11 protein-coding genes are annotated in these 13,154 nt (G+C 64.8%); 10 read left to right on the top strand and 1 reads right to left on the bottom strand.

The genetic code is table 11. The features are described 5' to 3' along the window. Positions 1-83 precede the first annotated feature (83 nt). From hemH to B2R83_RS09690, 6 genes are all read left to right on the top strand, one after another. A complete protein-coding gene (hemH, locus tag B2R83_RS09665; protein ID WP_036213317.1) occupies positions 84-1,187 on the top strand; it encodes a ferrochelatase in 1,104 nt (367 codons plus the stop codon). 379 nt (positions 1,188-1,566) lie between these two features. Then, entirely contained in the window at positions 1,567-2,178 is a 612-nt protein-coding gene (gene grpE, locus B2R83_RS09670; protein WP_292040531.1) for a nucleotide exchange factor GrpE, read from the top strand. Between the two features lie 89 nt (positions 2,179-2,267). Further along, the gene (gene dnaK / locus B2R83_RS09675) at positions 2,268-4,208 is read left to right on the top strand and encodes a molecular chaperone DnaK (RefSeq protein WP_292040533.1); all 1,941 of its coding nucleotides are present in this window, start codon (positions 2,268-2,270) and stop codon (positions 4,206-4,208) included. A 262-nt stretch (positions 4,209-4,470) separates the two neighbouring features. Continuing rightward, complete coding sequence (dnaJ, locus tag B2R83_RS09680; protein WP_036213310.1) at positions 4,471-5,598, top strand: molecular chaperone DnaJ; 1,128 nt, start codon at positions 4,471-4,473, stop codon at positions 5,596-5,598. Between the two features lie 206 nt (positions 5,599-5,804). Next, positions 5,805-6,500: a carbonate dehydratase gene (gene can, locus B2R83_RS09685; RefSeq protein WP_036213307.1), complete on the top strand. Its 696-nt coding sequence runs from the start codon at positions 5,805-5,807 to the stop codon at positions 6,498-6,500. Further along, positions 6,478-6,843 (top strand): nucleotide pyrophosphohydrolase, encoded by a 366-nt coding sequence (locus B2R83_RS09690; protein WP_292040538.1) that lies wholly within the window; start codon positions 6,478-6,480, stop codon positions 6,841-6,843. Before can ends, B2R83_RS09690 begins: the two co-directional genes overlap by 23 nt. 28 nt (positions 6,844-6,871) lie before the next feature. Here the strand turns inward: B2R83_RS09690 and B2R83_RS09695 are convergent, their stop codons facing one another. Next, on the bottom strand, positions 6,872-7,507 hold the full coding sequence (locus B2R83_RS09695) for a beta/gamma crystallin-related protein (RefSeq protein WP_292040539.1): 636 nt from the start codon (positions 7,505-7,507) through the stop codon (positions 6,872-6,874). A 203-nt stretch (positions 7,508-7,710) separates the two neighbouring features. Here B2R83_RS09695 and B2R83_RS09700 point away from each other — a divergent pair, with 203 nt between their 5' ends. The 4 genes from B2R83_RS09700 to B2R83_RS09715 all read left to right on the top strand — a co-directional run bounded on the left by B2R83_RS09700 (position 7,711) and on the right by B2R83_RS09715 (position 13,088). Continuing rightward, positions 7,711-9,066: a S41 family peptidase gene (locus B2R83_RS09700; protein WP_292040541.1), complete on the top strand. Its 1,356-nt coding sequence runs from the start codon at positions 7,711-7,713 to the stop codon at positions 9,064-9,066. Positions 9,067-9,339: 273 nt separating this feature from the next. Then, positions 9,340-10,101: a gamma-glutamyl-gamma-aminobutyrate hydrolase family protein gene (locus tag B2R83_RS09705; protein WP_036213296.1), complete on the top strand. Its 762-nt coding sequence runs from the start codon at positions 9,340-9,342 to the stop codon at positions 10,099-10,101. A 131-nt stretch (positions 10,102-10,232) separates the two neighbouring features. Continuing rightward, positions 10,233-11,603 (top strand): glutamine synthetase family protein, encoded by a 1,371-nt coding sequence (locus B2R83_RS09710; RefSeq protein WP_292040544.1) that lies wholly within the window; start codon positions 10,233-10,235, stop codon positions 11,601-11,603. Positions 11,604-11,645: 42 nt separating this feature from the next. Further along, a complete protein-coding gene (locus B2R83_RS09715; protein ID WP_292040547.1) occupies positions 11,646-13,088 on the top strand; it encodes an aspartate aminotransferase family protein in 1,443 nt (480 codons plus the stop codon). The last annotated feature ends 66 nt before the right edge of the window (positions 13,089-13,154 follow it).

Genomic DNA, 13,154 nt, shown 5'->3' on the forward strand with positions numbered 1-13,154 from the left:
TGACCCGCTGTTGTTCGCGGTAGACACGTCCGGCCATGGGACGCCACTTATAATATTGGGCGTCCTTTCAATATCTTTCGCTCATGCCCTTTCGAAACGAACCGCCTTTCCCCCACGGTACCGTGCCCTCCAGCGCCATCGTGCTGGTCAACCTGGGTACGCCGGACGAACCCACCCGCAAGGCCGTCCGCCGCTACCTGAAGCAGTTCCTTTCCGATCCGCGCGTGGTCGAGATCCCGGCCAGGATCTGGTGGTTCATCCTGAACCTGTTCATCCTGCCTTTCCGTTCCGGCCAGTCGGCCGCCAAGTATCGCACTATCTGGACCAAGGAGGGCTCGCCGCTCAAGGTGCATACCCAGAAGCAGGCGGCGCTGCTGGAAAAGACCCTTGTCGAGCGCGGCCATGAAGGCGTGAAGGTGGTGATGGCGATGCGCTACGGCTCGCCTTCGCTGTCCGACGTGCTGGCGCGCCTGCAGGCCGATCACTGCCAGCGCATCGTGGTCCTGCCGGCCTATCCCCAGTATTCGGGCACCACCACCGCCTCGGTATGGGACGCCGTCCATGCCCACTACGCGCAAGTGCGCAATATCCCCGAGCTGCGCCTGGTGCGCCACTACCACGACCACGAAGGCTATATCGAGGCGCTGCGCGTGCAGGTGGAATCGTATTGGGAAGCCCACGGCCGCGGCCAGAAGCTGGTGATGAGCTTCCACGGCACGCCCAAGCGCACCCTGATGCTGGGCGACCCGTATTTCTGCGAATGCCAGAAGACCGCGCGCCTGCTGGCGGTGGCGCTGGGCATGGGCGCCGACGAATACATCGTCACCTTCCAGTCACGCTTCGGCAAGGCCGAGTGGCTGCAGCCCTACACGGCGCCCACGGTGCAGGAACTGGCGCGCCAGGGGCTGGAACGGATCGACGTGATCTGCCCGGGCTTCACCAGCGACTGCCTGGAAACCCTGGAAGAGATCAATATGGAAGTGCGCCACGACTTCGAGGCCGCCGGCGGCAAGGAATACCACTACATTCCCTGCCTGAACGAGTCGCCGGCCTGGATCACCGGCATGGCCGAGATCGCCGAACAGCACCTGATCGGCTGGCCGACCATCCTGACGCCGGCCCAGCGCGCGGCCCAGCGCCGCGATGCCCAGGTCGGCGCGCAGCACGCGGCCCAGCTGGGCGCGTAAAGCCGCTTCTTGTCGACCTGTTAAAATAGACGGCTCGGTTTATGCATGCCAGGGCGCCGCACTGATGCCGACATAGCACAGCCATGCCAGCACCGCGAGGGTGTACAGCACGACGGCGCCACTGATCAGTTGAAGTCTCATGATGTCTGCTCCCGGATGCTTGCGGTGTTTACTGCAAGCTTGTCAGGAAGCGTAAGACTTTTCATTGAGAAATGATTCAGGGAAAGCGTAAATCTTGTAACAAATGATGTCTACTTTTTCATAAGGTGTACCGGGAATGCCCCTTGAAAATGTAGGACATCGCCCCATGTAGGGCCCTGTGTGTGATGCAGGACACGTTACCAACTCAGCCAAGTCCTTGATTCTAGGAGTTTTTTCGATGCAAGACCAAGAAAACCAAGAGCTGTCCCCACAGGGCAACGGCGCCGCGCCGCAGCAGGCTGATGCCGCTACCGCCGCTAGCGCGAACGAGGCGGCCCAGGCCAGCGCCGGCCAGGCCGGCGTGCCTCCGACGGCCGACACCTCGGTGCAGTCCGAACTGGAAGCCCAGCTCAGCGCCACCGAAGCCAAGCTGGCCGAGATGCACGACGCCTTCATGCGTGCCAAGGCCGACGCGGAAAACATCCGCCGCCGCGCCCAGGAAGACGTCAGCAAGGCCCACAAATTCGCCATCGAAAGCTTCGCCGAGGCCATGGTGCCGGTGCGCGACAGCCTGGAAATGGCGCTGAAGGTCGAGTCGCAGACCGTCGAATCGATCCGCGAAGGCGTCGAAATGACGCTCAAGCAGCTGACCGCCGCGTTCGAAAAGAACCGCCTGGTCGAAGTGATGCCGCAGGCGGGCGAGAAGCTCGACCCGAACAAGCACCAGGCCGTGGCCGTGGTGCCGTCCGAGCAGGAGGCCAATACCGTGGTCGCCGTGCTGCAGAAGGGCTACATGATCGCCGACCGCCTGCTGCGTCCGGCCATCGTGACGGCGGCAGCGCCGAAGTAAGCAGGAGCTGGATACTGCGCTCTTGAAAGGGCGCGGTATTTCCCAATATTGACTCTATCCGAAACTACAGCATTCAAAAGGAAAACAACATGGGCAAGATCATCGGTATTGACCTGGGAACCACCAACTCCTGCGTCGCCATCATGGAAAATGGCCAGCCGAAAGTCATCGAAAACGCCGAAGGCGCGCGCACCACGCCGTCGATCATCGCTTACCAGGAAGACGGCGAGATCCTCGTCGGCGCGCCGGCCAAGCGTCAGGCTGTTACCAACCCGAAGAACACCCTGTTCGCGGTCAAGCGCCTGATCGGCCGCAAGTTCCAGGAAAAGGAAGTCCAGAAGGACATCTCGCTGATGCCTTACCAGATCCTGGCCGCCGACAACGGCGACGCCTGGGTCGGCGTGCGCGACAAGAAGCTGGCGCCGCCGCAGATCTCGGCTGAAGTCCTGCGCAAGATGAAAAAGACCGCCGAAGACTACCTCGGCGAAGAAGTGACCGAAGCGGTCATCACCGTGCCGGCCTACTTCAACGACTCGCAGCGCCAGGCGACCAAGGACGCCGGCCGCATCGCGGGCCTGGACGTCAAGCGCATCATCAACGAACCGACCGCGGCCGCGCTGGCATTCGGCCTGGACAAGACCGACAAGGGCGACCGCAAGATCGCCGTGTACGACCTCGGCGGCGGCACCTTCGACGTCTCGATCATCGAGATCGCCGACGTCGATGGCGAGAAGCAGTTCGAAGTGCTGTCGACCAACGGCGACACCTTCCTGGGCGGCGAAGACTTCGACCAGCGCATCATCGACTACATCATCGACGAGTTCAAGAAGATCAACGGCCTCGACCTGTCGAAGGACCCGATCGCCCTGCAGCGCATCAAGGCGTCGGCCGAGCGCGCCAAGATCGAACTGTCGTCGGCGCAGCAGACCGAGATCAACGAGCCCTACATCGCCATGGCGAACGGCGCGCCGGTCCACCTGAACCTGAAGATCACCCGCGCCAAGCTGGAAGCCCTGGTCGAGGAACTGGTCGCCAAGACCATCGAGCCGTGCCGCGTCGCCATCAAGGATGCCGGCATCAAGGTCTCCGACATCGACGACATCATCCTGGTCGGCGGCATGACCCGCATGCCGAAGGTGCAGGAAAAGGTCAAGGAGTTCTTCGGCAAGGATCCGCGCAAGGACGTCAATCCGGACGAAGCCGTCGCTGTCGGCGCCGCCATCCAGGGCTCGGTCCTGTCGGGCGAGCGCAAGGACCTGCTGCTGCTGGACGTGACCCCGCTGTCGCTGGGTATCGAAACCCTGGGCGGCGTGATGACCAAGATGATCCACAAGAACACCACGATCCCGACCAAGTTCTCGCAGGTGTTCTCGACCGCCGACGACAACCAGCCGGCCGTGACCATCAAGGTCTACCAGGGCGAGCGTGAGATCGCAGCGGGCAACAAGAGCCTGGGCGAGTTCAACCTCGAGGGCATCCCGCCGGCGGCACGCGGCACCCCGCAGATCGAAGTGACCTTCGACATCGACGCCAACGGCATCCTGCACGTGGGCGCCAAGGACAAGGCCACCGGCAAGGAAAACAAGATCACCATCAAGGCCAACTCGGGCCTGTCGGAAGACGAAATCCAGAAGATGGTGAAGGATGCCGAGCTGAACGCGGAAGAGGACAAGAAGGTCAAGGAATTGGCCGAAGCCCGCAACCAGGGCGACGCGCTGGTGCACTCGACCCGCAAGTCCCTGACCGAATACGGCGACAAGCTCGAAGCCGGCGAGAAGGAAAAGATCGAAGCGGCGATCGCCGACCTGGAAGGTGCGATCAAGAGCGGCGACAAGGCGGACATCGACGCCAAGACGGCAGCCCTGTCGGAAGCGGCCCAGAAGCTGGGCGAGAAGATGTACGCCGACATGCAGGCGCAGCAGGCTGGCGCAGCCGGCGCGGGCGGCGCCCAGGCTGCCGGCGGCGAACAGCAGCCGCAGCAGGACGACGTCGTGGATGCGGACTTCAAGGAAGTGAAAGACGCAAAGTAATCCCTGACGGGGACGGGCGAGCTGGGTTACACTCGTCCATTCCCCAGTACGGGGCCCGCCGAGCCGCTGCGACCGTTTGGTTTCTCGGCTCGGTTTTTTTGCACACTGACACCTCGAAAAACCGTCGCGAGCGGCAGCAATGGTGGTCGAGAAGCGCAGCTGTACGAGTAGTACAGCGAGCATCGCAGACCGCCAGTGCAACGCGCAGCAGGTTTTCCGAGGTGGCCAACGTTTTACCAGATCAATAAGCAAGGTGCCGCCAATGGCAAAGCGTGATTTTTACGAGATCCTCGGGGTCGCCAAGAACGCGTCGGAAGACGACATCAAGAAGGCTTATCGCAAGCTTGCGATGAAGTACCACCCTGACCGCAACCCCGACAACAAGGAAGCGGAAGAGAAGTTCAAGGAGGTCAAGGAAGCCTACGAGATGCTGACCAATCCGGAGAAGCGCGAGGCCTATGACCGCTACGGTCACGCCGGCGTCGACCCGAACATGGGCGGCGGCGGGGGCGGCTTCGGTGCCGGTGGTTTCGGCGACGCCTTCGGCGACATCTTCGGCGACATCTTCGGCGGCGGCGGCCGCGGCCGCAGCGCGGGCCCGCAGGTCTACCGCGGCGCCGACCTGCGCTACAACCTCGAGATCACCCTGGAGCAGGCCGCGCACGGCTACGAGACCACCATCCGCGTGCCGAGCTGGGACAAGTGCGACACCTGCCACGGCAGCGGCGCCAAGCCGGGCACCCAGCCCGTGACCTGCACCACCTGCTCGGGCCACGGCCAGGTGCGCATGCAGCAGGGCTTCTTCAGCATCCAGCAGACCTGCCCGAAGTGCCACGGCAGCGGCAAGATCATTCCTGAACCCTGCGCGGCCTGCGGCGGCGCCGGACGCATCAAGCGTAACAAGACGCTGGAAGTGAAGATCCCGGCCGGTATCGACAACGGCATGCGCATCCGCTCGACCGGCAACGGCGAGCCGGGCACGAACGGGGGACCGGCGGGCGACCTGTACGTCGAGATCCACATCAAGCCGCATCCGGTGTTCCAGCGCGAGGGCGACGACCTGCACTGCGAGATGCCGATTTCCTTCGCCAAGGCGGCGCTGGGCGGCGAGATCGAAGTGCCTACGCTCACCGGCAAGGTGTCGTTCACGGTGCCGGAAGGCACCCAGACCGGCAAGACCTTCCGCCTCAAGGGCAAGGGCGTCAAGGGCGTCCGCTCGGGCTACACCGGCGACCTGTTCTGCCACGTGGTCGTCGAGACCCCGGTCAAGCTGACCGACAAGCAGAAGGAACTGCTGCGCGAGTTCGAACGCTCGACCACCGAAGGTGGCGCCAAGCACAGCCCGCAGAGCAAAGGCTGGATGGACAAGGTCAAGGACTTCTTCGAGTAAGAGCGTCTAACAATTCCCCGATGGCTGCGTTGCATCGTCTCGCCGTACTAGCGTACTGTCTTCGACGATGCGCCTTGCCCTCGGGGTTTGTTAGCCGCTCCGAGAAATCGAACCAGGAAAACCGCTGAAGGCGAAAGCCCTCGGCGGTTTTTTTTCGCCTGCTGGTATACTTTCGTCCATTCAGCACGCATCAACCAGGGAAAATAATGGATAACAACACGACGGGCGTGAGCGCCGAAGAGCTCTTCGCACGCAACCGCAAATGGGCCGCCTCGATGGTGGCCGAAGACCCGAACTTCTTCAAGGCGCTGTCGGAACAGCAGGCGCCGGAATACCTGTGGATCGGCTGCTCGGACAGCCGCGTGCCCGCCAACGAACTGCTCGGCATGCTGCCGGGCGAGCTGTTCGTGCACCGCAACATCGCCAACGTGGTCGCGCACTCCGACCTGAACTGCCTGAGCGTGCTGCAGTTCGCGATCGACGTCTTGAAGGTGAAGCACATCATCCTGTGCGGCCACTACGGCTGCTCGGGCGTCGGCGCAGCGCTCACCGGCACCCGTGTGGGCATGGCCGACAACTGGCTCGGCCACGTGCGCGACGTGCGCGAGAAGCACGGCAAGTACCTCGGCAACGTGGTCGGCCGCGCCGCCGTCAACCGCCTGGTCGAACTGAACGTGGCCGAGCAGGTGATCAACGTGGCCCAGACCACCATCGTGCGCGACGCCTGGGAACGCGGCCAGCCGCTGACCATCCACAGCTGGGTCTACGGCGTGCACGACGGCCTGCTGCGCGACCTCGGCATCACGGTCAGCAGCTACGACGAGATCGCGCCCAAGCTGCAGCGCGTCCTCACCGGCTACCTCGATGGAGATCAGGTGCGTGACGAACGCCGCGGACAGTGATCTCATCCGGCTGCGCGACCTGGTCCGTACTTTTGTCGACGAGCGCGACTGGGACCAGTTCCACACGCCCAAGAACCTGGCCTCGGCCCTGAGCGTCGAGGCGGCCGAGCTGCTGGAGCATTTCCAGTGGCTCCAGCATGGCCGGCCCGAGGAACTCGGTCCGGACAAGCTGGTACAGGTGCGCCACGAGATGGCCGACGTGCTGGTCTACCTGGTGCGCCTGGCCGACAAGCTCGACGTCGACCTGTTCGCGGCGGTGCAGGAGAAGATGGTGCTCAACCGGGCCAAGTACCCGGCCGAGCAGGTGCGCGGCGACGCGCGCAAGTACTACGAGTACAAGTAGGCCGGCAAGAGCGCCGGCGGCCAGGATATCAGCGCACCCTGCGCAGCGACGACGCGATGCCGTCCAGGCCGCGCAGGGACGAATAGCGGCCAGGCCCGTAGACGATGCAGCGGCCGCGGTAATCGTCATGCTCGCACAGCTGCCATTCGCCTTCGCGGATGATCATCGAGCCCGCGCGGTCGTTGAAATTGCGTGAACGCAGGCTGTGCACATCGCTTTCCAGCATGATGCCTTCGCCGCCGAATTGGCGATCGGCGAACAGCTCGACCGGTGGGCCGCGCCGGTTGTCGCCGCCAGGACCGCGCCGTCCCCACCCGCCCTCGTCGTGGCGCCGGTCACGGTCACGGTATCCATCGCGTCCGCGCTCCAGTTCCCGCACCGAGGAAGCCACGTCGTTGAAACCCTCGAACATCCGGTATTCGCCCGGCTCCAGCACGATGCAGCGGCCGCCGAAATCCTTGTGCTCGCAGATCTCCCAGCTGCCCGAACGGACGATGGCCGACGATGCGCGGTCGTTGAATCCGAGCGCTTCCAGGTTCGTGACCGGACCACGCAGGCTCAGCGGACGGCCGCGGAAGTCCGCATCGGTGAACAGCGAGATCTCGCCGGCAGCGGCATGGTTCAGCGATGCCAGCAAGGCGAGGACGGCGAACAGGGGTTTCATAGTGTCTCCATGAGATGCAACGCGGGGGCGACGCGCACCCGGCTTTCCTTCCATAACGCAAACCGCTTGAAGACGGTGCACGGCCCAGCTGTAACAGATTTCTACCGCAGACTGCTCCGCGAATCATGCAGCCTGTCGCATTACCCTCCCACAACGGCCTTTCCGCTTCGTAGAATCGCCCCCATCACAACAAGGGAGATTCCATGGTACGTCACATCATCGCCGCCGCAGTCCTTGCGGCCTTGTCCGGGGCAGCCTTCGCGCAGGACGCCAAGCCCGCTGAGGCGCGCGAAGCGCTGCTGTTCGACTCGCCCGCACTCGGCTCGCCCTACCGCGAGAACATCAGCGAAGACGAGAAGATCGCCGGCCTGTCGAAATTCTGGTCCGAGGTGAAGTACAACTTCGTGTACGTCGACAAGCTCAAGGAGCTCGACTGGGACCGGCTCTACCTCGAAACTATCCCGAAGGTGCGCGCCACCACCTCCACCGCCGACTACTACCGCGTGCTGATGGAGCTGTGCGCGAAGCTGCAGGACGGGCATACCAATGTCTACCCCGGGCCGGAGCTGCGCAACGCGATGATGGCGCGGCCGCTCATGAAGACGCAGCTGGTCGAGGGCCGGGTGCTGGTGCGCGAGGTGTTCGACCCGGTTTTGCGGGCGGGCGGCGTGGTCCCGGGCTCCGAGATCGTCGAGGTCGACGGCGAGCCGGTCGTCGCCTACGCCCAGCGCGAGATCGCGCCCTATGTGAGTGCCTCGACGCAGCAGGACAGGGATATCCGCGTGTACGGCTACCAGTTCCTGATGGGTCCGCGCGACAAGGCGCCGCGCCTGACTTTCCGCCATGCCGACGGCAAGACCGTGAAGCTGGAGGCGAAGCGCGTCGACGCGGAAAGCTTCGGCAAGGCGGCGGGCGGCAATCCGCCCTTCGAGCTGCGCAAGCTGCCGGGCAACGTGAGCTACGTGGCCCTGAACAGCTTCGGCGACAGCCGGGCCGCCGACGCCTTCCTCGCGGCCTTCGACCAGATCGCGGCGAGTTCGGCGCTGATCATCGACCTGCGCAACAACGGCGGCGGCAATTCGTCCGAAGGCTGGCGCGTGCTGGCCACGCTGACCGACAAGCCTTTCGCGACCGGCAAATGGGCGACGCGCCAGTACCTGCCGTCCTACCGCGCATGGAAGCGTCCGATGCCGGACTTCGAAGGCAAGCTGAACGACCGCCAGCCCGACGGCAAGCGCTTGTTCAAGGGCCCGGTGGCGGTCCTGACTTCGGGCGCGACCTACTCGGCGGCGGAAGACTTCATGGTGGCCTATGAGGGCATGGGGCGCGGGCCGATCGTGGGCGAGGCGACCGGCGGCAGCACCGGCCAGCCGCTGTTCATCAAGCTGCCGGGCGGCGGCGTGGCGCGCATCTGCACCAAGGCCGACACCTATCCGGACGGGCGCGCCTGGGTCGGCCACGGCATCCAGCCGACCGTCAAGGCGGCGCCGACGGTGGCCGACCTGCGCCGCGGCCGGGATACCGTGTTGGAAGCGGCGCTCGCCGTGCTGAAGAAGTAAGGGGTAATTTCCGTGGCGAAATAAAATTTCATGGAAGAGCCTTGCATGAAATAGTATTTCGCCGCTCCTCTGCCTTACCGTGTTGGCATGCTTCTCGAGTTACCGTTAAGCTTTTGCTATGGGATTCACACCCTCAGGCAGATCAGCAGGAAGGAAGCATGCTCCGGCCGCGCCACATTGATCTGGCGCAGTTGATCTGAGTCATAGGCCACTCGCGCCCGGACCGGAATGCTCGTATCATGGTTTCGTGCGCTTCACGACAAGGTAGAGACCATGCGCCCCATCGTATTCGTCCCCGCATGCACGCGTGATTTCGGCGAACACCCTTATCACGCGGCCCAGCACAAGTATGTCGACGCCGTCGTCCTCGGAGCCGACTGCGCCCCCATGATCCTGCCCTCGCTGGGCGCTTCGCTGGACCTGGAAACCATGCTGGCCCTGTGCGACGGCATCATGCTGACCGGCTCGGCCTCGAACGTCCACCCCAGCTACTATTCCGAGGAAGTGCTCGATCCGTCGCTGCCGCAGGACCCGGCGCGCGACCAGACCACGCTGCCCCTGATCCGCGAAGCGGTCAAGCGCGGCATCCCGATCATCGCGATCTGCCGCGGCTTCCAGGAGATGAACGTGGCCCTGGGCGGCAGCCTGCACCAGGCGGTGCAGGCGGTGGCCGGCAAGTTCGACCACCGCGAAAATCCCGAGCTCGGCATGGACGAGCAGTACGGCGACGCCCACAACGTCACGCTCACGCCGGGCGGCTGCCTCGAGCGCATGCTCGGCGTGCCGGAGATTCCGGTGAACTCGCTGCACGGCCAGGGCGTCAACGAACTCGCGCCCGGCCTGACGGTCGAAGCGGTAGCGGAGGACGGATTGGTCGAAGCCTTCTCGGTCTCCACCGCGCCCGGCTTCACGCTGGCGGTGCAATGGCACCCCGAGTGGCGCATCCAGCACAACCCGTATTCGATGAAGATGTTCGGCGCCTTCGGCCAGGCCTGCCGCGAATACCAGCAGCAGAAACAACGGAGCAGCGCATGAGCATCCCTGCCTTGGAGGCCGCCTTTCTCTGGGCCAGCGACGCCGTCCCATAGCTTTCCTGCCTGATGTGCGAGCGCACCCGGCCCGTGCCGCGCGTGCGCACTCGATCCGAACCAGACAGTGAGGCAATCATGGCAATCCGCGACAATTTTTCTTACACCGACATGGAGGAGTGGCTCAACGCGAAACGGGTCACCGAAATCGAATGCCTGGTCCCCGACCTGACCGGCGTCGCCCGTGGAAAAATCCTCCCCCGAGTGAAGTTCACCGAAGACCGCGGCATGCGCATCCCCGAAGTGGTGCTGGGCATGACCGTCACCGGCAACACCCCCGAGCGCGACGAATCCTATAACCGCGCCATCGCGGCCACCGACCGCGACATGATTCTCAAGGCCGACCCGACCACCATCACCATGGTGCCGTGGGCGGTCGATCCCACCGCCCAGGTCATCCACGACTGCTACTTCTCCGACGGCACGCTGGTCGACTACGCGCCGCGCAGCGTGCTGCGCCGCGTGCTCAAGCTGTATGCGGAGCGCGGCTGGAAGCCGGTGGTGGCGCCGGAACTCGAGTTCTACCTCACGGCCAAGAACATCGACCCCAACCTGCCGCTGTCCTCGCCGGTGGGCCGCAGCGGCCGCGCCGAGACCAGCCGCCAGGTCTACAGCATCGACGCCGTCAACGAATTCGACCCGCTGTTCGAGGACATCTACGACTACTGCGAGATGATGAACCTCGACGTCGACACGCTCATCCACGAGATCGGCGCCGGCCAGATGGAGATCAACTTCCTGCACGGCGACCCGCTCGGCCTGGCCGACAAGGTCTTCTACTTCAAGCGCACCCTGCGCGAAGCGGCGCTCAAGCACGAGATGTACGCCACCTTCATGGCCAAGCCGATGGCGGACGAACCCGGCTCGGCGATGCACGTGCACCAGAGCGTGGTCGACCTCGAGAGCGGACGCAACATCTTCAGCAATCCCGACGGCACGCCTTCGAAAGCCTTCCGCCACTACACCGGCGGCCTGCAGCGCTACATGCCCTCGGCGATGGCCATCATCGCGCCCTATGTGAATTCCTACCGCCGCATCGTGCGCCATTCGGCGGCGCCGATCAACCTGCAGTGGGGCATGGACAACCGCACGGTGGGCTTCCGCGTGCCGGTGTCCGGCGCCCAGGACCGGCGCATCGAGAACCGCGTGATCGGCGCCGACGCCAACCCCTACCTCGCCCTGGCCGTCACCCTGGCCTGCGGCTACCTGGGCATGCTGGACGCGGTCGAGCCGAGCCAGATGGTCGAAGTCAGCGCCTACGACATGCCGGTCGAGCTGCCGCAGGGCCTGTCCGAGGCCATCACCCTGCTGCGCCGCGAAGACCGTCTGCGCGACGTGCTGGGCGAGCGCTTCATCGACGTGTACTCGGCGGTGAAGGACCTCGAGCACCAGGAATTCATGCGCGTCATCAGCCCGTGGGAGCGGGAACACCTGCTCCTGCACGTGTAATGGGGGCGCCTAGCCCGGTTCAATTGAGGTTGGGAGCCGATCATGACTACCAATACCCCGGTCGCCTCGCTGCGCGTCGCCACGCCCGAGGCACGCGAGACCTATGACACCCAGGAACTGCAGCGCCTCGACAGCGCGCACTTCCTGCACCCCTTCACCGACCACGCGGCGCTGAGGGAACGCGGCGCGCGCGTGATCGTGCGCGCCGACGACGTCTACCTGTGGGATTCGGACGGCAAGAAGATCATCGACGGCATGGCCGGCCTGTGGTGCGTGAACGCCGGCTACGGCCGCGCCAGCATCGCCGACGCGGTGCACGCGCAGATGCTGCAGCTGCCTTTCTATAACAGCTTCTTCAACACCACCAACGTGCCCGCGGTGAAGCTGGCGGCGCTGCTGGCCCGGCTGTCTCCTCCCCAGTTCCAGCACGTGTTCTTCACCGGCAGCGGCTCGGAAGCGAACGACACCATCGTGCGCATGGTGCGGCGCTACTGGCAGCTGCTTGGTGAGCCCGAGCGCGAGGTCATCATCAGCCGCCGCAACGCCTACCACGGCAGTACCATGGCCGGGGCCTCGCTGGGCGGCATGGCCGGCATGCATGCGCAGGGTTCGCTGCCGATTCCCGGCATCGTCCACATCGACCAGCCCAGCTACGCCGAACACGGGCGCGGCTTGAGCGAAGCCGCGTTCGGCCTGCACGCCGCCGGCTGGCTGGAGGAAAAAATCCTGGAAGTGGGGCCGGAGCGGGTGGCCGCCTTCATCGGCGAGCCGGTGCAGGGCGCGGGCGGCGTGATCATCCCGCCCGCGACCTACTGGCCCGAGATCCAGCGCATCTGCGACAAGTACGACATCCTGCTGGTGTCGGACGAAGTGATCTGCGGCTTCGGGCGCCTTGGAACCTGGTTCGGCTGCGAGCTGATGGGCTTCCAGCCCGACCTGATCGCGTTTGCCAAGGGCGTCACCTCGGGCTACGTGCCGCTGGGCGGGGTGCTGGTGGGCGGGCGCGTGGCGCACGTCCTGATCGAGAAGGGCGGCGACTTCAACCACGGCTTCACCTATTCCGGCCACCCCTCGGCCTGCGCCGCGGCGCTGGAGAACCTGCGCATCATCGAGGCCGAAGGCCTGGTCGAGCGCGTGGCCCTGGAGACCGGCCCGCACCTGAAGTCGCGCTTCGCCTCGCTGGCGATGCACCCGCTGGTCGGGCATGCCGAGACCTGCGGCATGACGGCGGGACTGAACCTGGTGCGGCGCAAGGGGGCCACCGTGCACGACTGCGAAGCCTTCCCGGCGGAGCAGGCGGTGGGGATGCTGTGCCGGAAGCACATGTTCGACAACGGGGTGATCATGCGCGCGGTGGGCGACCGCATGATCGTGGCGCCGCCGCTGTCGATCACGCGGGCGCAGATCGACGAGATGGTGGAGCGGATCGGGTATTGCCTGGATTTGACGCTGGAGGAGGTGGTGGGGAAGGGGTGGATGGCGTAGTCGGTGGCTCGCAACGAACTTGGGTTCCCGCGAAGGCGGGAACCCAATTCCTCAGATCAGTGTGAA

It is taken from the genome of Massilia sp. UBA6681 (genome assembly GCF_002454935.1).
Lineage (GTDB): Bacteria > Pseudomonadota > Gammaproteobacteria > Burkholderiales > Burkholderiaceae_D > Telluria > Telluria varians.

Bases quoted from the DNA above. Each gene is read 5' to 3' on its own strand.
- hemH (WP_036213317.1), top strand. From the start codon at position 84: ATGCCCTTTCGAAACGAACCGCCTTTCCCCCACGGTACCGTGCCCTCC.
- grpE (WP_292040531.1), top strand. From the start codon at position 1,567: ATGCAAGACCAAGAAAACCAAGAGCTGTCCCCACAGGGCAACGGCGCC.
- dnaK (WP_292040533.1), top strand. From the start codon at position 2,268: ATGGGCAAGATCATCGGTATTGACCTGGGAACCACCAACTCCTGCGTC.
- dnaJ (WP_036213310.1), top strand. From the start codon at position 4,471: ATGGCAAAGCGTGATTTTTACGAGATCCTCGGGGTCGCCAAGAACGCG.
- can (WP_036213307.1), top strand. From the start codon at position 5,805: ATGGATAACAACACGACGGGCGTGAGCGCCGAAGAGCTCTTCGCACGC.
- B2R83_RS09695 (WP_292040539.1), bottom strand. From the start codon at position 7,507: ATGAAACCCCTGTTCGCCGTCCTCGCCTTGCTGGCATCGCTGAACCAT.
- B2R83_RS09700 (WP_292040541.1), top strand. From the start codon at position 7,711: ATGGTACGTCACATCATCGCCGCCGCAGTCCTTGCGGCCTTGTCCGGG.
- B2R83_RS09705 (WP_036213296.1), top strand. From the start codon at position 9,340: ATGCGCCCCATCGTATTCGTCCCCGCATGCACGCGTGATTTCGGCGAA.
- B2R83_RS09710 (WP_292040544.1), top strand. From the start codon at position 10,233: ATGGCAATCCGCGACAATTTTTCTTACACCGACATGGAGGAGTGGCTC.
- B2R83_RS09715 (WP_292040547.1), top strand. From the start codon at position 11,646: ATGACTACCAATACCCCGGTCGCCTCGCTGCGCGTCGCCACGCCCGAG.